At 72.9% G+C, this 22423-nt stretch carries 25 protein-coding genes; 14 read left to right on the forward strand and 11 right to left on the reverse strand.

Translation table 11 applies throughout. The features are described 5' to 3' along the window. Nucleotides 1-98: 98 nt before the first annotated feature. Genes QRT04_RS12880 through QRT04_RS12895 form a run of 4 tightly spaced genes read left to right on the forward strand, consistent with a single transcriptional unit; the run spans nucleotide 99 to nucleotide 4222 of the window. Entirely contained in the window at nucleotides 99-1433 is a 1335-nt protein-coding gene (locus tag QRT04_RS12880) for an ABC transporter substrate-binding protein (RefSeq protein WP_289455844.1), read from the forward strand. Nucleotide 1434: 1 nt separating this feature from the next. After that, nucleotides 1435-2406, forward strand: a complete 972-nt coding sequence (locus tag QRT04_RS12885) for a carbohydrate ABC transporter permease (protein WP_289455845.1) — start codon at nucleotides 1435-1437, stop codon at nucleotides 2404-2406. Further along, the gene (locus QRT04_RS12890) at nucleotides 2403-3227 is read left to right on the forward strand and encodes a carbohydrate ABC transporter permease (protein WP_289455846.1); all 825 of its coding nucleotides are present in this window, start codon (nucleotides 2403-2405) and stop codon (nucleotides 3225-3227) included. The genes QRT04_RS12885 and QRT04_RS12890 overlap by 4 nt, the downstream gene beginning before the upstream one ends. After that, a complete protein-coding gene (locus QRT04_RS12895) occupies nucleotides 3224-4222 on the forward strand; it encodes an alpha/beta hydrolase (RefSeq protein ID WP_289455848.1) in 999 nt (332 codons plus the stop codon). Before QRT04_RS12890 ends, QRT04_RS12895 begins: the two co-directional genes overlap by 4 nt. 12 nt (nucleotides 4223-4234) lie before the next feature. Here QRT04_RS12895 and QRT04_RS12900 read toward each other — a convergent pair whose 3' ends face one another. Then, a complete protein-coding gene (locus QRT04_RS12900) occupies nucleotides 4235-4981 on the reverse strand; it encodes a phosphotransferase family protein (protein WP_289455849.1) in 747 nt (248 codons plus the stop codon). Between the two features lie 142 nt (nucleotides 4982-5123). On the opposite strand from QRT04_RS12900, the gene QRT04_RS12905 reads away from it, so the two are divergent. Further along, the gene (locus QRT04_RS12905; RefSeq protein WP_289455850.1) at nucleotides 5124-7883 is read left to right on the forward strand and encodes a helix-turn-helix transcriptional regulator; all 2760 of its coding nucleotides are present in this window, start codon (nucleotides 5124-5126) and stop codon (nucleotides 7881-7883) included. Here the strand turns inward: QRT04_RS12905 and QRT04_RS12910 are convergent. Continuing rightward, nucleotides 7843-8577 (reverse strand): alpha/beta fold hydrolase, encoded by a 735-nt coding sequence (locus QRT04_RS12910; RefSeq protein WP_289455851.1) that lies wholly within the window; start codon nucleotides 8575-8577, stop codon nucleotides 7843-7845. The two genes, QRT04_RS12905 and QRT04_RS12910, sit on opposite strands and share 41 nt — an antisense overlap. A 17-nt stretch (nucleotides 8578-8594) precedes the next feature. Continuing rightward, nucleotides 8595-9371, reverse strand: a complete 777-nt coding sequence (locus QRT04_RS12915) for an SDR family NAD(P)-dependent oxidoreductase (RefSeq protein ID WP_289455852.1) — start codon at nucleotides 9369-9371, stop codon at nucleotides 8595-8597. A gap of 139 nt (nucleotides 9372-9510) precedes the next feature. Between QRT04_RS12915 and QRT04_RS12920 the strand changes: the two genes are divergently transcribed. Beyond that, a complete protein-coding gene (locus tag QRT04_RS12920) occupies nucleotides 9511-10323 on the forward strand; it encodes an alpha/beta hydrolase (RefSeq protein ID WP_289455854.1) in 813 nt (270 codons plus the stop codon). 139 nt (nucleotides 10324-10462) lie between these two features. Here the strand turns inward: QRT04_RS12920 and QRT04_RS12925 are convergent, their stop codons facing one another. Beyond that, entirely contained in the window at nucleotides 10463-11008 is a 546-nt protein-coding gene (locus QRT04_RS12925; RefSeq protein ID WP_289455855.1) for a hypothetical protein, read from the reverse strand. Between the two features lie 268 nt (nucleotides 11009-11276). Between QRT04_RS12925 and QRT04_RS12930 the strand changes: the two genes are divergently transcribed. The 3 genes from QRT04_RS12930 to QRT04_RS12940 all read left to right on the forward strand — a co-directional run bounded on the left by QRT04_RS12930 (nucleotide 11277) and on the right by QRT04_RS12940 (nucleotide 13754). Next, nucleotides 11277-11753, forward strand: coding sequence for a CoA-binding protein (locus QRT04_RS12930; protein ID WP_289455857.1), 477 nt, complete (start codon nucleotides 11277-11279; stop codon nucleotides 11751-11753). A 142-nt stretch (nucleotides 11754-11895) separates the two neighbouring features. Then, entirely contained in the window at nucleotides 11896-12822 is a 927-nt protein-coding gene (locus QRT04_RS12935; protein WP_289455859.1) for an NAD-dependent epimerase/dehydratase family protein, read from the forward strand. A 2-nt stretch (nucleotides 12823-12824) separates the two neighbouring features. Beyond that, the gene (locus QRT04_RS12940) at nucleotides 12825-13754 is read left to right on the forward strand and encodes an RNA polymerase sigma-70 factor (protein ID WP_289455860.1); all 930 of its coding nucleotides are present in this window, start codon (nucleotides 12825-12827) and stop codon (nucleotides 13752-13754) included. A 12-nt stretch (nucleotides 13755-13766) separates the two neighbouring features. Here QRT04_RS12940 and QRT04_RS12945 read toward each other — a convergent pair whose 3' ends face one another. Then, complete coding sequence (locus QRT04_RS12945; protein WP_289455862.1) at nucleotides 13767-14408, reverse strand: winged helix-turn-helix transcriptional regulator; 642 nt, start codon at nucleotides 14406-14408, stop codon at nucleotides 13767-13769. A 4-nt stretch (nucleotides 14409-14412) separates the two neighbouring features. Beyond that, nucleotides 14413-14856, reverse strand: a complete 444-nt coding sequence (locus QRT04_RS12950) for a VOC family protein (protein ID WP_289455863.1) — start codon at nucleotides 14854-14856, stop codon at nucleotides 14413-14415. 269 nt (nucleotides 14857-15125) lie between these two features. On the opposite strand from QRT04_RS12950, the gene QRT04_RS12955 reads away from it, so the two are divergent. Next, complete coding sequence (locus QRT04_RS12955) at nucleotides 15126-16022, forward strand: SDR family oxidoreductase (RefSeq protein WP_289455864.1); 897 nt, start codon at nucleotides 15126-15128, stop codon at nucleotides 16020-16022. Nucleotides 16023-16249: 227 nt separating this feature from the next. Here the strand turns inward: QRT04_RS12955 and QRT04_RS12960 are convergent, their stop codons facing one another. Then, the gene (locus QRT04_RS12960) at nucleotides 16250-16612 is read right to left on the reverse strand and encodes a hypothetical protein (protein WP_289455865.1); all 363 of its coding nucleotides are present in this window, start codon (nucleotides 16610-16612) and stop codon (nucleotides 16250-16252) included. 205 nt (nucleotides 16613-16817) lie between these two features. Continuing rightward, a complete protein-coding gene (locus QRT04_RS12965; RefSeq protein ID WP_289455866.1) occupies nucleotides 16818-17234 on the reverse strand; it encodes a hypothetical protein in 417 nt (138 codons plus the stop codon). Between the two features lie 185 nt (nucleotides 17235-17419). On the opposite strand from QRT04_RS12965, the gene QRT04_RS12970 reads away from it, so the two are divergent. The 4 genes from QRT04_RS12970 (at nucleotide 17420) to QRT04_RS12985 (ending at nucleotide 20549) form a co-directional block, all read left to right on the forward strand. After that, nucleotides 17420-18037, forward strand: coding sequence for a LysE family translocator (locus tag QRT04_RS12970; RefSeq protein WP_289455867.1), 618 nt, complete (start codon nucleotides 17420-17422; stop codon nucleotides 18035-18037). Nucleotides 18038-18125: 88 nt separating this feature from the next. Then, nucleotides 18126-18734 (forward strand): LysE family translocator, encoded by a 609-nt coding sequence (locus QRT04_RS12975; RefSeq protein WP_289455868.1) that lies wholly within the window; start codon nucleotides 18126-18128, stop codon nucleotides 18732-18734. 95 nt (nucleotides 18735-18829) lie between these two features. After that, nucleotides 18830-20029: an MFS transporter gene (locus tag QRT04_RS12980; RefSeq protein ID WP_289455869.1), complete on the forward strand. Its 1200-nt coding sequence runs from the start codon at nucleotides 18830-18832 to the stop codon at nucleotides 20027-20029. A gap of 145 nt (nucleotides 20030-20174) precedes the next feature. After that, on the forward strand, nucleotides 20175-20549 hold the full coding sequence (locus QRT04_RS12985; protein ID WP_289455870.1) for a PH domain-containing protein: 375 nt from the start codon (nucleotides 20175-20177) through the stop codon (nucleotides 20547-20549). A gap of 14 nt (nucleotides 20550-20563) precedes the next feature. Here the strand turns inward: QRT04_RS12985 and QRT04_RS12990 are convergent, their stop codons facing one another. From QRT04_RS12990 to QRT04_RS13000, 3 genes are read right to left on the reverse strand one after another with little or no spacing between them, the layout of a single operon-like run. Beyond that, the gene (locus tag QRT04_RS12990; RefSeq protein ID WP_289455871.1) at nucleotides 20564-20965 is read right to left on the reverse strand and encodes an SRPBCC family protein; all 402 of its coding nucleotides are present in this window, start codon (nucleotides 20963-20965) and stop codon (nucleotides 20564-20566) included. Nucleotides 20966-21015: 50 nt separating this feature from the next. Further along, nucleotides 21016-22116 (reverse strand): YihY/virulence factor BrkB family protein, encoded by a 1101-nt coding sequence (locus QRT04_RS12995; RefSeq protein ID WP_289455873.1) that lies wholly within the window; start codon nucleotides 22114-22116, stop codon nucleotides 21016-21018. Between the two features lie 8 nt (nucleotides 22117-22124). Further along, a complete protein-coding gene (locus tag QRT04_RS13000) occupies nucleotides 22125-22322 on the reverse strand; it encodes a hypothetical protein (RefSeq protein WP_289455874.1) in 198 nt (65 codons plus the stop codon). Between the last annotated feature and the right edge of the window lie 101 nt (nucleotides 22323-22423).

The following is a 22423-nucleotide window of genomic DNA, read 5'->3' on the forward strand; positions in this document are numbered from 1 at the left end:
GAGAACGGCGACCGGGCGACGAGGCCCGATCGAACCCGTGACGAAGGGAGACATCGGTGTCTCGACCGGCTGGAAGGACTCGGCGCAAGGCCGCCACCGTGGCCTTGATCGTCGGCGGTCTCATGACCGCGACGGCATGCAGCGCCCCCGGGGGCGACAACAACAACGCAGCGAACACGCAGGGTTCGACGAGCACGTCGACCGCAGGAGGGCAGCCGACCTGCGGGACCGCTCCGGTCAAGCTGAAGATGTACATCGAGACGGGCTTCCCGCTGCCGAAGGACCTCTCGGACGAGTTCACCAAGCAGTACCCGAACGTCACCTTCGACGTCCGCGAGGACCAGTTCGCGGTGATCACGCAGAACGCGCCGCGCGTCCTGGTCGACGACCCGCCGGACCTCATGCGGCTGCCGCAGGTGTCCGAGCTCGCCAAGGACAACCTGCTGCTCAACCTCGACCCCTACGCGACCGCGTTCGGGTGGGACAAGTGGCCCCAGTCGCAGCTCGAGCAGATGCGCGTCAACGCCGACGGCAGCCGAGGCGACGGGCCGCTGTACGCGATGGGCCTCAACTTCTCCATGACCGGCGTCTTCTACAACAAGAAGCTCGCCCAGCAGATCGGCATGACGGCGGCGCCGACGACCCTCGCCGAGCTCGACCAGGACCTGCAGAAGGCGAAGGACGCGGGGATCGTGGGCATCGCCCAGTTCAACGGAGGCGCCACCGGCGGCCTCGCGTTCCCGCTGCAGAACCTCATGGCGGCGTACGGCGACCCCGCGCCGATCAACGACTGGATCTTCCAGAAGAAGGGTGCGTCGATCGACACGCCGACCAACCTCCAGGCGGCCGAGCACCTCGACAAGTGGATCAAGGCGGGCTACTTCGCCAAGGACATCAACTCGTTCGACTACGCGACGATGATGAGCCGCTTCATCGGCGGCAAGAGCCTGTTCATCTTCGACGGCGACTGGGAGTCCGGGAACCTGGACAAGCAGATGGCGGGGAACGCCGGGTTCTTCATCATGCCGCCGGCCCAGGCGGGCGGTAAGCAGGCCGCGATGTCGGCGCCGCTCACGTACGGCATCTCGGCGAAGGCCGCGAACCCCGACTGCGCCGCGTTCTTCCTCAACTGGGTGGCGACGAACGACAAGGCCCGGACGATCGCCGTCCAGGTCGGCGGTTCGCACCCCATGGGCCCGGCGGACGCGTTCATGCCGCCGGTCGAGGCGAACACCGTCACCGCGCAGACGCTCGACGCCGGCGCCAAGATCGGCAAGGACAACGGGGCGATGGACTTCATCGCGAACGCGACCGGAGCCATCTACGCGAAGAGCTGGACGCCGAACCTGCAGAAGATGGTCGCGGGTCAGCAGACGCCGCAGGGTCTTCTCACGGCGGTCCAGAAGGACTACGAGAGCGAGATCGGCGGCTGACATGAGCCAGCAGCGGCTGGACCGGACCGACGCCGACAGCCGCGAGGTCACAGCGCCCGACGCTGAAGCCTTCGAACGCAGGCGCCGCGCCCTCAGAGCGCGGCGCCTGCGCCGAGGCTGGGTCGCGTGGGCGCTCGTGGTTCCCGCGGCCGCGTTCTACGTGGTCTTCGTCCTCAAGCCCATCGTCCTGACGGTGCAGTACTCGTTCTACGACTGGGACGGCGTCACGGCGGCGTCGTGGGTCGGGCTCGGGAACTACGCCAAGCTCCTGCAGGACCCCGAGCTCGGCGGGTCGATCGTCCACGCCTTCGAGCTGATCCTCTACTTCAGCTTCATCCCCGTGGCCCTCGGGCTGGCGACGGCGGCGATCATCCGGAAGTTCGCGACCAGCCGGATCTCCGTGGTGTCGCGGACCGTCCTCTTCCTGCCGCAGATCATCCCGCTCGTCGCCGCGGGCATCATGTGGACCTGGCTGCTCTCCACCGACGGTCTGGTGAACCAGGTGCTGCGGGCCGTCGGCCTCGGGTCGATCACCAGGGCGTGGCTCGGCGACTTCCACACCGCGCTGCCCGCGGTGGGCGTCATCGGCGCGTGGGTGCTGTTCGGCCTGTGCATGCTGCTGCTGCTCGCGGGCATGACGAAGATCGACCCCTCGCTCTACGAGGCGGCGCGCATCGACGGCGCCGGCGCGTGGCGCGAGTTCTTCTCGATCACGCTGCCGAGCCTGCGCCAGGAGGTCGGCGTCTGCCTGACCGTGACGGTCATCGCGGCGCTCGCGAGCTTCGACATCGTCTACATCTCGACGCAGGGCGGTCCGGGCAACGCGACCCTCGTGCCGGGCCTCGAGATCTACTACCTGGCCTTCTTCCAGCGGCAGGTCGGGACCGCGTCCGCGCTCGCCGTCGCTCTCATGCTGCTCGTCCTCGCCGTCGTGCTGCCGCTGCAGCGCCTGAACCGGACCGGTGACTCGTGATCGCCTCCCGCCGAGAGCTGTGGCTCGGCCGCGTGCTGCTCGTCGTCCTGATGCTGGTGACGGTGATGCCGTTCGTCAGCCTGTTCGTGACGGCGCTGCACGAGTCGGGCACGTACCCGCCGGGGCTCGCGTGGCCGGAGGTGCTGCACTGGTCGAACTTCGCGACCGCGTTCCAGTCGGCGCAGATGGGCAAGCTGCTCGTCTCGAGCGTGCTCATCGAGCTCGGCGTCGTGCCGGTCGCGCTGCTGATCGGGACTCTCGCCGGTTTCGCGATCGGGCACCTGCGGCCGCCGGGCGGCCGGTGGATCTTCCTCGCGTTCCTGCTCGGGCTGACGCTCCCGTTCGAGGGCGTCATCGTGCCGCTCTACTACCAGATCCGGGACATGGGCCTGCTGAACACCCGCTGGGCGATCATCCTGCCGCTCATCGGGCTGTACATGCCGTTCGCGGTGTTCTGGATGCGCGCGCACTTCGTCAACATGCCCGACGACGTCTCCGAGGCCGCGCGGATCGACGGCGCGACCACCTGGCAGCTGTTCTGGCGGATCCACCTGCCGCTGTCGATGCCGGCCCTGTCGTCGCTCGGGATCCTGATGTTCCTGTGGACGTGGAACCAGTTCCTGCTCGCCGTGGTGCTCGTCGACGACCCCACGAAGCGGACGATGGCCGGCGCGCTCGGCGCCTTCCAGGGCCAGTGGGGGACCGACATCCCGCTGCTCTGCGCGGGCTCCCTGCTGATCCTGCTGCCGACGCTCGTGCTGTTCGTCGTGTTCCAGCGGCAGTTCGTCACCGCGCTGCTGCAGGGCTCGGTGAAGGGGTGACCGAGGTTGCCTGGCGGCGGCCGCCCTTCGACCCGGAGATCCAGGCGGCGCTGGAGTCGCAGCGCTCCGAGGTCGTGACGGCGCTCGCATCGGACGAGGTTCCCGAGCTGCGGGAGCGGTCCGTCGTCCCGTCGGACGCGCTGCTGAGCCAGAACGGCCGGCTCGCCGTGACGCGGCTCGTCGTGCCCGGCGCCGCGGGGGCGCCCGACGTCCCGGCCGTGCTGGTCCGACCGCGCACGGCGCCCGACGAGCGGACGCCGGTGCTCTTCCACCTCCACGGCGGCGGCCTGGTGACCGGGACGATGTACGACGACCTCGTGCCGGCCGTGTCGCTCGCGGCCGACCTCGGGTGCGCCGTGCTGTCGGTGGACTACCGGCTTGCGCCCGAGCACCCGTACCCCGCCGCGCTCGAGGACGCGTACGGGGCGTTGGTGTGGATGGTCGAGGAGGCGGGCGACCTCGGCCTGGACGCCGACCGCGTCGTGATCGGGGGCGTGTCGGCGGGAGGAGGGCTCGCGGCCGCGGCGACGCTGCTGTCCCGGGAGTCGGGCGGGCCGGCGGTGATCGGCCAGATGCTGGTCTGCCCGATGCTCGACGACCGCAACGACACGACCTCGGCCGTCCAGATGGCCGGCGTGGGCGCGTGGGACCGGCAGGCGAACCAGACGGCGTGGAGCGCGTACCTCGGCGACCGGGTCGGGACGCCCGGCGTCCCGTCGTACGCCGCGCCCGCGCGGGCGACCGACCTGGCGGACCTGCCGCCGACGTTCATCGACGTCGGGTCGGCGGAGACGTTCCGGGACGAGTGCGTCGCGTTCGCCGGGGCGTTGTGGGCGGCGGGGAGCCAGGCCGAGCTGCACGTGTGGCCCGGCGGCTGCCACGGGTTCGAGTTCCTGGTGCCCGACGCGGCGATCTCGCGTGCGGCGCGGGCTGCGCGGACGCGATGGCTGCGGCGGACACTGGCGGCGTCGGCCGGGGCGCGGCGTCGCGGCTGACCCCGAGTCCTGTCACACCTGCGAGCGGAGTACGTCCACCTCGCACCCGGGCGCGAACGGGTCGAAGCCGTGCTCGGTGAGCCAGTGGATCGCGACCAGGCTGCGCCAGCACCACCACGCGCGGACCCCGTCGAGATCGACGTCGGCGCCGTAGCCCGCGACGACGTCGCCGAGCCGCTCGCCGTGCCCGAACGTCAGGCTCGCGAGGTCGAACAACGCGTCGCCCGGGCCCGCCTCCGACCAGTCGAGCACGCCCGTGATCCGGTCGCCGTCGACGAAGACGTGGTCGGCCTGGAGGTCGCCGTGCGCGAAGACCGGCGGGCGCGGCCGCAGTGCCTCCTCGGCGACGCGGCGTCCGCGCGTCACCACGTCGGTGGGCAGGACGCGGTTCGTGACGAGCCACGCGCACTCGTCGTCGAGGCGGGTCGCGAGGTCGTCGAGGCTCCTGCCGGGCCACGGCGGCGGCGGCGCGTCGTGGAGCGCGCGGACGGCTTCTCCCGCCGCGGACCAGGCCGTCGGTGAGGCCGTCGACGGCTGGCCGAGCCGCGCCAGCGGCGCGCCGTGGACGGCGGCGAGCGCCAGCACGTGCGGCTCGCGCCAGAGGACGTCCGGGGTCGGGAGCGGCGCCAGGGCCATCGCCTCGGCCTCGAGCGCGCCGCGCGCCTCGTCGGCGTCGACCTTCAGGAACATGTCGCCGACCCGCAGGACGGTCCGCTCGTTGTGCGCGACGACGACCTCGACCTCGGCCACGCTCGCCATTGTCGTCCGGGCGGTTGTCGGGGTCGTCCCCTTATCGGATGGCCGGCGCGTCGGCCGCACTCGGACGATGCGTGGCGAGCCGACGCGCGGCCCATCCGATCGCGCCATGGACGAGACGCGCCCTGACCTGCAGACTCGCGGGGTGACCACCGTGGGCGGGGCGGTACTGATCGGGCGCGACGACGAGCTGCGGGCACTGACGGCGCGCCTCGCGGACGTGGGCACCGGGCCGGCCGCGACGCTCGTCGTCGGGGGACCGGGGGCGGGCAAGACGGCGCTGCTGGCCGCTGTCGAGCACGATGCTCGCGAGCGAGGCTTCACGGTGCTCGCCGCCCGGGGCACGGGCGCGGAGGCGAACTTCCCGTTCGCCGCGCTGCACCTGCTCCTACGGACGCGGCTCGACGGCGTCGACCGCTTGCCCGCCCAGCAGCGCGACGCGCTCCTCGCGTGCTTCGCGATGGGCGAGCCGGCCGAGGTGAACCCGTTCTTCGTGTCGCTCGCGGCGCTCGAGCTCGTGGTCGAGGCGGCGCCGGTGCTGCTCGCGCTCGACGACCTCGACCGGATGGACCAGCCGTCGGTGGACGTGCTGCGGTTCGTGACGCGCCGGATCGCGGGGGAGCGCGTCGCGGTCGTCGCCACGACGTCCGCGACGCCGGCCGCCGCGAGTGAGAGCACGACCACCGCGCTGCTGGAGCTGGGCGCCCTGGACGCGGACGCGTCGCTGGAGGTGCTCCGGTCGCGGGTGCCGGCGCTCGACCCTGCCCTCGAGGAGCGCGTCGTGCAGCAGGCCGGCGGCAACCCGCTCGCGCTCATCGAGCTGGCGCGGGCGCTCGACGAGGGTGGCGCCGAGCCGGACGAGCGCCTGCCCATGACGGCCCGGCTCGAGCGCGCGTTCGCGTCACGCGCGGGCGAGCTCGACGCGGACGCCCGCGCGGTCGCCGACGTCGCGGCCGTGGACGACGGCGAAAGCGTCGCCGACCTGCTCGCCGCGGCGGAGCTCCTGCTCGGAGAGCCCGTCGCCTGGGCGGCGGCCGAGGCGGTCGCGCGTCGCGGGATCGTCGACGTCATGGGCGATCGCTACCGCGTCGCCGGCCCGCTCATGGGGGACGCCCTGCGACGCACCATGTCCCCGGCCCGGCGCCAGGCCGCACACGCCGCGCTCGCGGAGGTGCACGCCGCCGATCGCGACCGCGCCACCTGGCACCGCGCCGCTGCGGTCGCCGGCCCCGACGAAGCCGTGGCGGCCGAGCTGGAGGCCGCCGCCGCGGACGCGCGCCGGCGCGGCGCCGTCTCGACCGCCGTCGCCTGGCTCGAGCGCGCGGCAGCGCTGAGCCCGACCCCCGAGGCGCGGGCGTCACGGCTGCTCAGCGCCGCCGAGCTCGCGTACGAGCTGGGGCGGTTCGGCCAGGTCGAGGAGCTCAAGGCGCGCGTCGCGGGGACGGCGCTGCACGCGCGGGACCGGTCGCGGCTCACGCTGCTCGACGGCGCGTTCCACGACGGAGCGTCGAGCGAGCCCGCGGAGATCCGGCGCATCGTCGGGCTCGCGCGCGACGCGACACGCGCCGGCGACCCGGACCTCGCGGTCCAGCTGCTCTTCGGCGCCGCGCGCCGGGTGTGGTGGCGCGACCCGGGTGCGGCGATCCGCGGCGAGATCGTGGACGCCGCGCGGCAGGTGCCGCTGCCCCCGCACGACCCGCGCATCCTTGCAGCGCTCGCGCTGGCGGAGCCGTTCGGGCTCGGCGCCACCATCGTCGCGGACCTCGGGCGCTGGCCCGCCGATGCCGACGGCCGGCCGGACCTCGCGGCCCTGCTCGGCATCGCCGCGTTCTGCGTCGGCCAGTTCGACCGGGCGGACGCGTTCCTGACGACCGCGATCCAGGAGCTGCGGGCGCAGGGCCGGTTGAGCCTGCTCGCCGAGGCGCTCGCGATCCGGTCGTGGACCGAGGTGAACCTCGGCATCTTCGTGCCCGCACGGTCCGCCGACGAGGCGGTGCGGCTCGCCGACGAGACCGGTCAGGCGGTCTGGGCCGCCAGCGCGCGGATCGCGCTCGCGCTCTCCGACGCGGTCGCCGGGCGCTGGGATCCCCGGCACGCGGTGCTCGGCCACGCGGAGCGGACCGCGGTCCGGACGCCGAACGCCAGCTCGTCGCTGCTCTCGGCGGTCCAGCTCGTGCGCGGGGTCGGCGAGCTCGGCGCGGACCACCCGGGCCAGGCGTTCGACGAGCTCCGGCGTGCGTTCGACCCGTCCGACCCGGCGTACCAGGAGGTGCAGCAGCTCTGGGCGATCGGCTACGTGGCCGACGCGGCCGTGCGGACCGGGCGCCGCGATGCCGCGCGTGAGCTCCGCGCGGTGTGCGAGCAGCTCGCCGGTGCGCAACCGCCGCTCGGCTCGGCCATCGCGCTGGAGTACGCGGCCGCGGTCCTGGCGGACGACGACGCCGCGGAGGCGCGCTTCGAGGCGGCGCTCGGCGGTCCGGCGCGCGCGTACCCGTGGCACCGCGCGCGCCTGCTGCTCGCGCAGGGCGAGTGGCTGCGCCGTCAGCGGCGGTCCGTCGAGAGCCGGGAGCCGCTGCGCACGGCGCGCGAGGCGTTCTCCGCGCTGGGCGCCGCGTCGTGGGCCGACCGCGCCGACCAGGAGCTGCGCGCGACGGGGGAGCAGGGCTGGCGCCCGGCGTCCGCGCCGGCCGAGGAGCTGTCCGCGCAGGAGGCGCGGATCGCCGAGCTTGCGGCGCAGGGACTGTCCAACCGCGAGATCGGCCAGCGGCTGTTCCTGTCGCACCGGACGGTCGGCTCGCACCTCTACCGCGTGTTCCCCAAGCTCGGCATCACGAGCCGGGGTCAGCTCGCCGGCGCGCTCGCGGTCAGCCGACCGACGTCGCCGCCGCCAGCACCGCCGCGGTGACCGCCTCGGGACGCGACACCATCACGGCGTGCGACGACGTCGTCTCGGCGACCGTCGCGCCGGCGCGCTGCGCCATCCACCGCTGACCCGCCGGCGGGATCGCGTTGTCCTCCGAGGCGACGAGCGCCCAGCTCGGCAGGTGCTTCCACGCGGGTTCGGCGGCGGCCGTGCCGGTGAACGCGGTCAGCGACAGAGGTCGCTGCTCGAGGTACATCAGGCGGGCGCGCGCGGCGCCGACGTCGGCGGCGAAGACCTTCGCGAAGTCGGCGTCGGTGATGTAGAGGTCGCCGTCCTGCCCGTCGGGCGCCGCGGGGTTGCGGACCGGGCGCGTGATCGTCGTCTCCGGGCCGAGCAGCCCGCCGGGGTAGCGCTCCGGGTCGAGCACGGTCGCGATCGACTCGCCCTCGTCGAGCGCGTAGGCGGCGACGAAGACCAGCGCCCGCACGTTCGACGCGCCCCGCGCGGCCTCGCCGATCACCGCACCGCCGTACGAGTGGCCGACCAGCACCACCGGGCCGTCGATCGTGTCGAGCACCGATCGGACCTGGTCCGCGTCGGCGGTGAGGCCGCGCAGCGGGTTGGGTGCGGCGATCACGGGGTAGCCGCGGCCGTCGAGGTCGGCGAGAGTGCTGGACCAGCCGCTCGAGTCGGCGAACGCGCCGTGCACGAAGACGAGGGTGGGCAGAGTGCTCATCTGACGTCCTTCCGGGGTCACCAGGTGGGGTCGAAGCCGCCGTCGAGTGCGATCGCGGCTCCGGTGAGGTTCGGCCACCGGTCACCGGCGAGCACCACCGCGAGCGCGGCGACCTCCTCGGGCCGCGTGAACCGGCGGGTGACCATGGCCGCCGCCGCCCCCTGCTGGACGGCGGCGGGGTCCTGGCCCGTCGCGGCGCCGACGACGTCGGCGACCCCGCCCGCGCCGAGCCACAGGTCGGTCGCGACCGGCCCGGGGTCGATGCTGTTGACGCGGACGTTCCGGTCGCCGAACTCCTTCGACAGCGACTTCGCGAGGTTGACCTGCGCGGCCTTCGCCGCCGAGTAGTCGACGACGAGCGGGTCGGGCACGCGCGCGTTGACGGAGCCGATCACCACGACGCTGCCGCCGCCGCGGGCCAGCAGCACCGGGATCGCGGCGCGCAACGTCCGGACGTGGCTCAGCAGGTCGAGCTCGAGCGTCTGCCGCCACATCTCGTCCGTGACACTCGCGAAGCCCTCGGGCCGCGGGTGCACCGACCCGACGTTGTCGACGACGACGGCGAGGTCGGGTCCGGCCGCGTCGATCAGCGCCGCCGGACCGTCCGGCGTCGCGAGGTCGACCGCGACCGCCTCGACGCCCTGGTCCGCGAGAGCCGCGAGCTCGGGCGTCACCGTGCGCGAGCCCGCGACGACTCGCGCCCCCTCCGCGACGAACGCGCGCACCGTCGCCAGCCCGATGCCCCTGCCCGCACCCGTCACGACGACGGTCGTCCCGCTCAGCCCCAGGTCCATGCCGACGACGCTAGGAGCGCGGCGCCGGGCGATCTTCGGTCAGATGACTGAGTCGTCCGTACTCAGTCACGTGACTCAAGCGCGCTCCGCGCAGGCGGGACGACGATCGGTGACGTCATCGTCTCCGAGGGAGGAAGCCATGTCTGACGTCCGACGCCCCGTCGTCTTCATCCACGGCCTCTGGCTGCACGCGTCGTCGTGGCAGCCGTGGGTCGACCTGTTCGAGCGCGCCGGCTACGCGCCCATCGCACCGGGCTGGCCCGGTGACGCCGACACCGTCGAGGAGTCGCGTGCCCACCCGGAGGACATCGCGGACAAGGGCATCGACGACGTCGTCGAGCACTACCTCGCGATCTTCCGCACGCTGCCGCGCAAGCCGATCCTCGTCGGCCACTCGTTCGGCGGGATGATCTCGGAGAAGCTGCTCGGCCTCGACGCCGCCGACGGCGCGGTGGCGATCGACGCGGCGCAGATCAAGGGCGTGCTGCCCCTTCCGCTGTCGTCGCTGCGCGCCACCCTGCCCGTCTTCAAGAACCCGGCCAACAAGCACCACGCGGTGTCGCTGACGAAGGAGCAGTTCCGCTACAGCTTCGGCAACGCGGTCTCGGACGCGGAGTCGGACGAGCTGTACGAGCGCTGGACGATCCCGGCGCCCGGCAAGCCGCTGTTCGAGGCGGCCGCCGCGAACTTCTCGCTGCACTCGCCCGCGAAGGTCGCCACCGACAACGAGGCGCGCGGGCCGCTGCTGCTCGTCACCGGCAGCGAGGACCACACCGTGCCCGAGGTGATCACGAAGTCGACCCTCAAGCAGTACCGGCACTCGAGCGCGGTCACCGAGCTGGTGGAGCTGACGGGCCGCGGGCACTCGCTCGTCATCGACAGCGGCTGGGAGGTCGTCGCGAAGACGGCGCTCGCCTGGCTCGAGGAGCAGGGGCTCGGCCCCGACGCCTGACGCGGCGCGGGGCCTGGCCGCCCGGCGCAGCGCGGCTCGCGCCGGGCGGCCTCGGTCGCCTCACCAAGGCGACCTGGGCCGACTGCGCCGGCCATCAGCGGCTTCAGGCCGGCCCGCGGCGCCCCAGCCGACAGGGAGCTCAGGCCGCGCCGCGGCGGGCTCGGACGGCCAGGGGGATGCCGATGCCCGCGCCGACGACCACGAGGCCGAGCGCCCACCACACCCACGCCGGCGTGCTGCCGTCGGACGGGTCGGTCGGGGTCGCCGTCGGCGACGGGCTGGGCGTCGGAGTCTCGGTCCGGGTGGGCGTCGGGGTCGGTGTGGGCGTGGGGGTCGGCGTCGGGGTCGCGGTCGGCGTCTCGACCGGCGGCGGGACGACGGCAGTCTCGGTCGGCTGCGGCGGGGTCGTCGGCTTCGGCGTCGGGGTGGGGGTCGGCGTCGGGGTCGGGGAGGGCGACGGGGTTGGCGTCGGCGTGGGGGTCGGCCGCGGAGTGAGCGTCGGGGTCGGACGCGGCGGCACGGTCACCGTCACCGTCGGCGAGGGGAGCGAGAACGTGGGCGTCGGCAACGTCCGCGTCGGGCTGGGTCCGCCCCCGCCGGTGCACGACGCGAGCAGAACCACGGTGATCAGGACGGCGACCACGCCCGCGATCGTGCGGACGGTGCCGCGCTGCGGTGCTCCCACGCCAGCCTCCCGGCGATCGGTCCGGACCACGGCGGCCGAGGGCGGCTGCCCTCGGGAACCCGGCTCTCGGGGGATGCAACGTATCGGCGCGCCGGAGCGGGTGAGAAGGGTCGGACCTCTCGCTTCGTCCGATATCACCCAGCCCGGGTGACCCGGGGCGCGGCGGCCGGCTGCGGATGGGCGGCGGGCAGAACTCGGCCCTTTGGTCCCGGTCCGGCGGCCCGTCCACGTCACTAGCGTCGAGCTGACGACTCGGTGTGGAGCGACCATGACGACCATCAGGGAAGCGGCGGACACGTTCCTCGGCGTGCAGCGGATCGCGGTCACGGGGGTGTCGCGCACGCCGGCCAGCCACGGCGGCAACGTCGTGTACCGAAGCCTGCGCGAGCGCGGCTACGACGTCTTCGCGGTGAACCCGAACGCGACCACCGTCGAGGACGACCCGGCGTACGCGAGCCTGGAGGCGATCCCGGGCGGGGTCGACGCGGTCGTCGTCGCGACGCGCCCGGAGCACGCGCGCGCGACTGTGCAGCAGGCGATCGACCTCGGCATCAAGCAGGTGTGGATGCACCGGTCGGTGGACCGCGGCAGCGTGGACGACGCCGCCACGCGGCTGGGCCGCGAGCACGGGCTGACCGTCATCGACGGCGGCTGCCCGCTGATGTACGGACCCGACGCCGACCGCGCGCACCGCGTCATGTGCCGCGTGATGTCGCTGACGCGACGCATCCCGCGCGAGGTGTAGGGCCGTCCGGTCCGGCGTCCGACCCGCCCGAGGGAGTGCGGGCCGGGCGTCCCGCTCGGCGTTCCCGTGCGCTGTCACGTTTCGCGGCGCTGTCTCGACTCGTGGGGTGAGACCGCGGTGAGACCCACGAGAGGTGAGAACGATGCACGTGTACGTCGCAGGCGCCACGGGCGCCGTCGGGACGAGGCTGGTCCCGATGCTCGTCGAGCGCGGACATCGGGTGACGGGGACGACGACCGACCCGGCGAAGCGGGCGCTGCTCGAACGGATGGGCGCCCGGGCGGTCGTCGTCGACGGGCTCGACGGCGCTGCCGTCGGGGAGGCGGTGGCGACAGCCGAGCCGGACGCCGTCGTCCACCAGATGACGGCGCTGGCCGGGCGGCCCGACACGAGGAACTTCGACCGGTGGTTCGCGCTCACCAACCGGCTGCGGACCGAGGGCCTGGACCACCTCGTCGCCGCTGCTCGCGCGTGCGGGGTCACCCGCTTCGTCGCGCAGAGCTACACGGGATGGCCGAATGCCCGGACCGGCGACTGGGTCAAGGATGAGGACGACCCGCTCGACCCGGACCCGCCCCAGGCGCAGCGCGAGACGCTCGCGGCGATCCGCTACCTCGAGGAGGCCGTGCGCAAGGTGGACGGCACCGTGCTGCGATACGGCGCGCTCTACGGCGGCGCCCCCGACCCGATGGTGGAGCTGGTGCGCAAGCGGCGGTTCCCCCTCGTCGGCGGCGGCACCGGTTACACCTCCTGGCTCCATCTCGACGACGCCGCGGGCGCCGCGGTGCGCGCGCTCGAGGCCGACGTCCGGGGCGTGTTCGACATCGTGGACGACGAGCCGGCGCCCGCGTCGGACTGGCTGCCGTACCTCGCGGAGTGCCTCGGCGCGAAGCCGCCGCTGCGGCTGCCGGTGTGGGTGGCGCGCCTGGCCGCGGGGGAGGTCGCGGTGTCGATGCTGACGCGCACGCGCGGCTCGTCGAACGCCCGTGCGCGGCGCGAGCTCGGGTGGGAGCCGATCTGGCCGAGCTGGCGGCAAGGCTTCCGGCACGGCCTGGCGGCCGGGGCGTAGCCGTGGGCGCAGCGGAGTTCGAGCAGCTGCGGCCGCTGCTGTTCTCGATCGCCTACCGGATCCTCGGCAGCGTGAGCGAGGCGGAGGACGCCGTGCAGGAGACCTGGCTGCGCTACGACGCCGCCGACGTCGACCCGGCGTCGCTCAAGTCGTTCCTGTCGGCGATCGTCACCCGCGTGTCGATCGACGTGCTGCGCTCGGCGCGCGTGCGCCGCGAGTCCTACGTCGGCCAGTGGCTGCCCGAGCCGCTGCTGACGGACGGCGAGCCGGAGGCCTCCGGCGACCCGCTCCGTGCCGCCGAGCTCGCCGACTCGCTCTCGATGGCGGCGCTGCTGCTGCTCGAGCGTCTGACGCCCGAGCAACGCGCGGTGTTCGTGCTGCACGACGTGTTCGCGTTCCCGTTCGCCGAGGTGGCCCAGGTGATCGGGCGCTCGGAGACGGCGTGCCGGCAGCTCGCGTCGCGGGCGCGCCGCCTCGTCGAGGACGGGAGGCCGCGCTTCGACGTGGACCGGCGCGAGCGGGAGGAGCTCGCCGGCCGCTTCTTCGACGCGATGACTGCCGGCGACGTCGACGCGCTGCGCGAGCTCCTCGCGGCCGACGTCGAGGTCTACGGCGACGGCGGCGGCAACGCCCCGCAGTGGACGCGCGTCGTGCGGGGGAGCGACAACGTCGCGCGGATGTTCGGCGGGCTCGGTCGGCGGTTCGCCGGCGTGGGTCTGCAGGTCGAGCCGCACGAGGTCAACGGCCAGCCGGGCGCCGTGCTGCGCGACGCGTCGGGTCGCGTCATCAACGTGTTCGCGTTCGACGTGCTCGACGGCCGGATCCAGGTGGTCCGCTCGGTGATCAACCCGGAGAAGCTGCGCCACCTCGGACCGGTGGCCGACGCGTGGGCCCTGATGCGGGACAACGCGCCGGGCGGGCCCGCGACCTGACCGTTCGCGCGGTCAGGCCGCCAGGTGGAACGTGCTCGCGAACCGGTCCAGCAGGTCGCCCGGACCGCGCAGCACCTCGACGACGCCGGTGGCGATGGCGCGCTCCGGCGCGAGCTCGCCGGAGATGACCCGCCGGATGTCGGGTCCGGCCGCGAACGACAGGTCGACGGGGCCGTCCCCTCGCGCCACGTGGAGCGCGGGCCCGTCCACGCGGATCAGCAGGCCGGCGTCACCGAACCTCGCCCCGTACGCCGTCGGCGGCAGGTCCGCCGCGACGTCCGGCCGGAACGCGGTCCGGAGGGCCATCGTCATCGAGTCCGGCGTGACGATCTGGTCGGTCCGGGGGTCGCCCATCGCCTTGAAGCCCCACGCGCCGAGCGCGAGGACGACCGGTTCGAGCTCCCGGCCGTACGGCGTCAGCTCGTAGACGATGATGCGGGACCGCGGACCGCGCCGGATGATGCCCGCGGCCTGCAGCTCCTTGAGCCGCGCCGCCAGGATGTTGCTCGGGATGCGGGGCAGACCCGCGGCGAGCTCTCCGTAGCGGCGCGGCCCCACGAGCAGGTCGCGGACGATCAGCAGAGCCCAGCGCTCGCCGATCAGCTCGAGCGCGCGCGTGACGCCGCAGTACTGCCCGTACTCGCGCGCGGTCATCGCGTCAGGCCTGCTGCGCCTGCTGCGCCATGAACGCCTCGGGGCCCTGCTCTGCGGCGACCGGGTCCATCCAGCCGAACTCGAGGATGTTGCCGTCGGGGTCGGTCAGCTGGCGCTGGTACATGAAGCCGTAGTCGGAGGCAGCCTGGTCCTCGCGGCCGCCGTGCGCCAGGCCGTTGGCCACCGTCGCGTCGACCTCGGCGCGGCTGTCGAGGAAGATCGCCGTGGAGACCGAGATGGCCTGCGCGGGGTCGCCGATCGGTCGCTCCGAGAACGTCTGGAAGAACTCGCGCGTCAGCAGCATGAAGTAGCTGTGGCCGTCCTCGACGACGAGGCAGGACGCGTTGTGGTCCGTGAACTTGTCGTTGATGGTGAACCCGAGCGACGCGTAGAACGCCTTGGCGCGGTCCAGGTCGGTGACGGGCAGGTTGACGAACATCTGGGCCATGGTGGCTCCCTCGGTCGGCCTCGCTCGGTTGTGACGTCCCCGACACTTGCAAAAAACAAGTGAGGCGTCAAGGGGGTGCGCCGGGCCGGTCGGCGCGAGGACGGCGCGGCCGGACGGCCGCGACGCGACCCCGTCTGGACGCCCACGTCCCGGTCCCTCGGTACGCCCGACGAAGCGGCGGCCGCTCCGACACCGTTATCGTCGCGGGCGGGACCGACGCCGCCTCCCCGCGGCCGCGCGTCCCGCCGGCGCCCGCGAAGGAGAACCCGATGTCGTCCGACCAGCTCACGTTCGACAACCCCGTCGAGCGGCACTCGCACATCAAGCCGCACGCCTCGTGGCAGCCCGTCCCCGGCCTCGACGCCGAGCTCGACCCGAAGGCCGACCACGGCGAGACGACCTACCGCGGCACGGGCCGCCTGCCCGGGCGGAAGGCGCTCATCACGGGCGGCGACTCGGGCATCGGCGCTGCGGTCGCGATCGCGTTCGCGCGCGAGGGCGCCGACGTCGCGCTCAGCTACCTGCCGGAAGAGCAGGTCGACGCCGAGGCGATCGCCGAGGTCGTGCGCGCCGAGGGCCGCAAGGCGATCCTGCTGCCGGGCGACATCCGCGACCGGGAGTTCTGCCGCACGCTCGTGGCCGACGCGGTCGAGGGGCTCGGCGGCCTCGACATCCTCGTCAACAACGCGGCGCACCAGGTCTACCACCAGACGTTCGACGAGCTCGACGAGGCCGACCTCGACCGCACGATCCAGACGAACCTCTACGCGCTGAACTGGATCACGCGCGACGCGCTGCCGCACCTGAGGCCGGGGTCGACGATCATCAACAGCACGTCCGTCCAGGGCTACAACCCGTCGCCGATGATCATCAACTACGCCTCGACGAAGTTCGCCATCATCGGGTTCACCAAGGCGCTCGCGGCCGACCTCGCGCCGCGCGGCATCCGTGTCAACGCCGTCGCGCCCGGCCCGGTGTGGACGCCGCTCCAGGTCTCCGACGGTCAGCCCGCGGAGAAGCTGAACGGGTTCGGCGAGTCGTCGTGGCTCGGCCGCACGAGCCAGCCCGTCGAGCAGGCGCCCGCCTACGTGTTCCTCGCGTCGCCCGAGTCGAGCTTCGTGGTGGGCGAGGTCATCAACGTCAACGGCGGCGCGAACGTGCCGTGACGGTCGGCGGCCGGCCGGCGGTCCGCGTCGTTGCGTCGTCCAGTGGCAACTTGCCCCGCGCCAGGAAGGCCTTTACTCGCTCGGCTCGAGATCCGCGAAGAAGCGATCAACGTCGCGTCTGTCGATCAACCGAGCCAGGCCGACAGCCGATTGGGCTGACTTGTTCTGAGCGTGTGGATTGGCCCGCTGGCCGTGCTGAAGCGGTTGACGGTTCGCAGGGCCGTTTGTCAGGGAGCCAGAGGCCAGATGCGGAGCAATCCGACCACGCGCGGCTCTTCGCAGTCGAGCATAAGGAGAAAGTATCCGTCTGAAGAATCGATCATCGTGTTCCTGACCATCACGCCTTCGTGGCCGCGCAGACCAGCAACCGTCGCTTCGAGTCCCGAGACGCGGACGCCAGCGCCTTGGGCGGCGATGTACTTGACCAACAGCGACTGCGCAAGCGAGCCAGCGTGGCTCGTGCCGAACGGGATGGCGTCGGTCGGGCGCTCACCGAGCAACCTCGCGAGCTCGACTCGTTCCGCGAACCGGTGCTCCGCCCGTTCAACGGCTCCACGAACGGCTGCACCCGGGATCAACGACATCGTCACCCCGCCACCTCCACTGCACTGCTTCCTGCGACTCCACGTTCGCCTTTGCGGGCGAAGTCGACACTGCTCCCCGCCTGGCAGGGAACGAGCGGCAGGCGCCTCGGACCCGCTTGGCGATGACTCTGAAGTTCGGCGCCCACGCCCGACGGCCGCGTCCGGCAAGGCGCCGATGCGCGTGCGTGCGAGCAGGCGACGCATGCCGACGTCACGGGCCTGAGCCGTGGAGGCGGTCGATCAACTGCCGCAAGTCGCTGACGCCAGCGTCGCGGCGGCGCTTGGCCGCCCAGGCCTCGAAAGCGTCGATCGACTTCGAGAGAGAGGTGAGAAGCGCTGCTCTCGGATCGTCTTGCGCGCTCGCGGGCAGTGCGACTTGAACCTTCAGGAGCGAGTCGGCCCTCCGGAAGGCGCCGGTGCGCACGCCCTCGAAGTCAGGGACCAGGTGGTTGCCGGGGACGTGAAACTCGCCGTTGACGTTGACGTCGGCCACGGCCCCCTCGCGCAGCGTGGCGACGTCGAGCATGAGCTGATGAAGGGCGGTGACCCAGGCGCGGTTGGCAGGTGTCCTGCCGCCGACCAGGATGCCGATCGACACGACCCGTGCGCTGTCACCGCTGGCGCTCACGGGACGTCTATCCCCTTACCTGGGCCGACATCGAGAGTCACACCGCACGTTCCCGTTGCGACGGATCTTGCCGAGAAACGTACTGAGCCAGCCCGTCTGTTGTCATCGCCCGAACCGGTGGGGCCGGCCGGCGCGGACAGGGCCGCGGGGCCGGCCGCCCGTCCTCACGCCGTAGGCTCCCCGGCGTGGGGCACTACCTGTCATTCCTGGCGCTCGCGGTGGTGCTCGCGCTGATCCCCGGGCCCGACATGCTATTGACGACGCGCAGCACGGTGGTCCGCGGGCGGCGCAGCGGCCTCTGGACGCTGGTCGGTGTCACGGTGGCCGGCGGTGTGCAGGGTGTGCTCGCGGCGTCAGGGCTCGGCGCGGTGATCGCGGCGTCGCGCCCGGTGTTCGAGGGCATCCGATGGGCCGGAGTTGCATACCTGCTGTACCTCGGCACCCGCGCGCTCGTCACGGCAGGGCGCGACCGACAGGGCGTCGGCGTGGGCGAGACGCTCGGCGTCGAGCGTCCGTGGCCGGGGCTGCGGCAGGGCTTCCTCTGCAACATCACGAACCCCAAGGTTCTGGCATTCAACCTCTCGGTTCTCCCGCAGTTCGTGTCCCGCGACGCAGGTGTCGGCGAGTTGCTGACGTTCGCGCTGACCGCGACCGGCGTGGGCATGCTCGTGCTGCTGGGCGTCGTCGCGGCGGCGGGTGCGGCGCGTCGCGTGCTCGCGTCGAGGCGGGCGCGCCGGCGGCTGGAAGGTGTCGCGGGCCTGACCTTCGTCGGCTTCGCGACGGCGCTGGCCGCGGAGCACTGACCGGTCAGATTGGCGTTTTGTCCGACGGCGTCGGATGGCACCATGGCGAGCGCGGATGTCCCGCGCCTGCCGACTAGAGGTGCCGCCCATGAGCCTGGCGTTCCTGCTCACGTCGCTCGCGATCGTCGCGACACCCGGCACCGGGGTCGTGCTCACGGTCGCGGCGGGGCTGCGCGGGGGCGTGCGGGCTTCGCTGGTGACGGCGCTCGGGTGCACGCTCGGGATCGTGCCGCACCTCGTCGCGGCGGTGACGGGCACGGCCGCGCTGCTGCGCGCGGGCGGTCACGCGTTCGAGGTGCTGAAGGTCGCCGGCGTGCTCTACCTGCTGTACATGGCATGGTCGACGTGGCGGCACAGCGGCGTGCTCGCGGTCGAGGACGAGCAGGCGCCGACACCCCCGCTGCGGCGCATCGTGAACGCCGTGCTCGCCAACCTCCTGAACCCGAAGCTGACGCTGTTCTTCTTCGCGTTCCTGCCGCAGTTCGTCTCGCCCGGCCAGTCGGCGCTCGCGCAGATGACGGGCCTCGGCGCGGTGTTCATGGCGATGACGTTCGTCGTGTTCGCGCTGTACGGCTGGGGCGCGGCGGCGGTGCGGCGGCACGTCGTCGGCCGGCCGCGGGTCGTGCGTCGACTCCAACGGGCGTTCTCGCTCAGCTACCTCGGGCTCGGCGTCCGGCTCGCGACCGTGCACCGGTAGCGGGCCGCCCCGCAGCTCGCGGGCGACGCGCGCTAGAATGCGGGTGAAGCCTTCGTGCACGCCCCGGGTCCGGGTGCGGGTCGAAGGCTTTTTTCATGCCACTCGTCCTCACCGACACGACCCGTCCCACCTACCGCTCACTTCTCGGCCGCCGCGAGTTCGTCGGCCTGTACACGAGCTTCACGGTCACCACTGCGGGCTCGACGATGTCGGGCTTCGCGCTCGGGAGCCTCGTCCACACGGCGACCGGATCGCCGCTGCTCACGGCGATCGCGATGTACGGATCCACGTTCGCCGTAGTGCTCGGCGCGCTCACGCTGATGTCGGTCGCCGACGGCGGCCGGCCGCGCGCCACGCTGCTCGCCCTCCAGGTGCTGTCCCTCGCGGGCGTGGCCTCGCAGGCGTGGCCGGGCCTCCCGATCCCGGGGCGTTTCGCGATCTTGGTCGTGCTCGGGTTCGTGCAGTCGCTGAGCACCGGGGTCCGGATGGGCCTGCTGGCCGAGACGGTGCCGCTGGAGCTCTACGCGCTCGCGCGGTCGCTGATGAACGTCACGTCGGGCGGTGCCTCTATCGTCGGCTTCGCGGTGGGCGGCGTGCTCCTTACGTGCCTCGGGACGTCGGGCGTCTTGCTCACGAGCGCAGGGCTCGCGGCCGTAGCCCTCACGGTGCTCGCGACGACGGTCCGCGAGCGGTCGGTGCGCCTCAGCCGGCGGCCCGGCCTGTCCGCCACCTGGCGGACGAACCGTGTGCTGTTCGCCCGGCGCGGCCCCCGGGCGCTCCTCGTGAACCTCTGGGTGCCGAACGGCCTGATCGTCGGGTGCGAGGGTCTGCTGCTGTCGTATGACTCCGCGCACGCCGCCACGATGCTCGCCGCCGGCTCCGCCGGCATGCTCGTCGGCGACCTGACGGTCGGGCGGCTCCTGACGGCGGCTCAGCGCCGTGCCTGGGCGTACCCGCTGCGGCTCGTCCTCGCGACACCGTTCCTCGCGTTCGCGGCGCATCCGGGCGTGCTCGTCGGCTCCGCGATCCTCTTCGTGTCGAGCGCCGGCTTCGCGGCGACGCTCCCGCTGCAGGAGCGCCTGCTCGCGCTCACGCCCGAGGCGGTCCGCGGGCAGGTGCAGGGCGTCGAGTCCGCGGGCCGGATCGCGTGGCAGGGGATCGGAGCCATCGTGGGCGGCGCGGTGGCGCTCGCGGTCGCGCCGGCGACGAGCATCGCCACGCTCGCGCTCGCCTCGGTCGCCATCACGGTGGCCACCCGAGGCGCGGTCGGGAGCAGCCGCGCGCTCCCGATGTGACCTGGGCGTCCACCACGGCCGGCTCTTGCCACCGACCACCTCGCGGCAGAACTGTGCTGCCAGAAGGCCGCGTGGCGCATCGGGCCGATGCCGCCGGGCCGCCATGATGTCGCCCGGTGCGGACGCCATTCATCGAGGAGCCGTCGTGATCGACTTCGACAACGCGTCATTCGTCAAACTCAACGCGTGGGATGGGGCGCAGGCGCACGCCGAGCTCGCCGAGATCCTCGTCCCCGGCGAGCAGGTGTACCTCGCGTTCAAGGGGATCAGGGACTCAGTCACGTTCACCGACAAGCGGATCGTCGCTCTCAACGTCCAGGGGATGACGGGCAAGAAGAAGGACTACACGTCGCTCCCGTACGCGCGCATTCAGGCGTTCTCGGTGGAGACCGCGGGCGGCCTGGACCGCGACACCGAACTAGAGCTGTGGTTCAGCGGTCTCGGTCGCGTCAAGCTCGAGTTCGGTTCGGGCGTGGACATCCGCGGGCTCGGGCGGCTGCTGGCAGACAAAACTCTGTGACGCGGTAGCCACACTCAGCGGCGCGACTCGAGGATGCGCCGGAGCCGGTCGAGGTCGGCCGCCACGAGCCCGGCGTCGCGCTCGAACTCGTCGTCGGTCATCCCCGCGAGCCGCCGGACGCTGAACACCACCTCGCTGCCGTCGCCGTTCGCCGTCACGCGCATCGGGTTGTAGAACACGTCGCCCGTCGGGAACGCCACGTAGTGGTCGAGGACGCCGTACTCGTTGCGCGGCGCGAACTCGACGCCGACGCGGCCGGCGTCCGTCTCGACGAACCACCGGCCGTCGACCTGGATCACCGACGACCCGAGGCCCGGGGCCCACTCCGCGAGGTGCGCGGGCTCGGACACGTAGTCGTAGACCACGGCCGGCGCGCGCTCGATCAGGACCGTCAGCTGCTTCGACTCCGATGTCATCCCGCCACTGTGCCAGCGCGGTCCGACACGCCTCCGCATCCCGGGCTGCGTCAGGGGCGCGGGTGCACGTCCTCGGCGGCGCTTTCCGACCGCGCCTCGCGCTCCTGGATCGCCTGCTCGGCCTCCCGGCGGAGCAGGCGCCCGCGGCGGACGTCCTCCTCGGCCTTGGCCTGCTTCTTGTCGCTCGCCTTGGTGTCGCGCGGCGGCAGCTGGATCGTCTCCTCGGCCGGGATGCCGGCCTGGAGCTGGCGGCCACGCTCGAGCTCGGCGTCGAGCTCGGCACCGAACAGCAGCGCGAGGTTGGTGATCCACAGCCAGAGCAGCACGAGGATGACGCCCGCCAGCGAGCCGTACGTCTTGTCGTAGCTGCCGAAGCTCGCGACGTAGAACCCGAACGCGACCGACGCGACGACCCAGACCAGCAGGGCCACGAACGCGCCGACGCTCATCCAGCGGAACTTCGGCTGGCGCACGTTCGGCGTCGCCCAGTAGAGCAGCGCGATCGCGACGATCACGAGGAGCACCACGACGGGCCACTTCGCGATGTTCCACACCGTGACGAACGCGTCGCTCATGCCGAGCGTCCTGCCGACGGAGCGGGCGACGTCACCGGACAGCACGAGCGCCACGACCACGAGGACCGCGATGACGAGGAGGGCGAGCGTGACCAGCAGCAGCACGGGCCGCAGCTTCCAGAACGGCCGGCCCTCGGGGATCTCGTACACCCGGTTCATGCCGCGGCTGAACGCGGCGACGTAGCCCGACGCGGACCAGAGCGCGATCACGAGGCCGACGATCAGCGTGACGCCCGCGGCGGACGACGTGGTGAGCCGCTCGAGGATCGGCTGGAACGTGTCGACCGCGCCGGACGGGCCGAGGTCCTTCACGATGCCGAGCAGCTTGTCGACGGTTGTCGCGGGATCGCCCGTCAGGCCGAGCAGCGAGACCAGCACCAGCAGCGCGGGCGCCACGGCGAGCACCGCGTAGTAGGTGAGGGCGGCCGCGAGGTCCGTGCACTGGTCGGCGAAGAACTCGCGGAACGTCTTGCGCGCGACGTACTGCCAGGACGGCTTCCTCAGCTCGTCGGGCGAGCGCGGCTTGCGCGGGTCGTCCGGTGCGGGTGCGTCGGTCGTCGCTTCGTCGTGCGTCATCGCGCTCCTCAGGCGCGCGCGCCGGCGCGGCGGCCGGACTGCGGCAGGGCGTCACCGACCCAGACGAGGGCGCGCGACGTGGGGGTCGCGCCGTGGTTGCGGGTCTCGACGCGCCGCGCCCACGCCCGCACCGCGACGCGGGTGACCCGCACGAGGACGGCGAGCACGAAGAGGCGCCAGATCCGGCGCCAGAAGAACATCCACATGGGCGCTCCCGGTGGTCCAGCCGCTGCGGCGGCTCCCGGGCGCAGTGGTCTCGACGCCGCTCCCACGCTACGACGAGCCTCGCAGCGGCGCTCGGGGACCT

The sequence above is a fragment of the Cellulomonas alba genome, assembly GCF_030362835.1.
GTDB lineage: Bacteria > Actinomycetota > Actinomycetes > Actinomycetales > Cellulomonadaceae > Cellulomonas > Cellulomonas alba.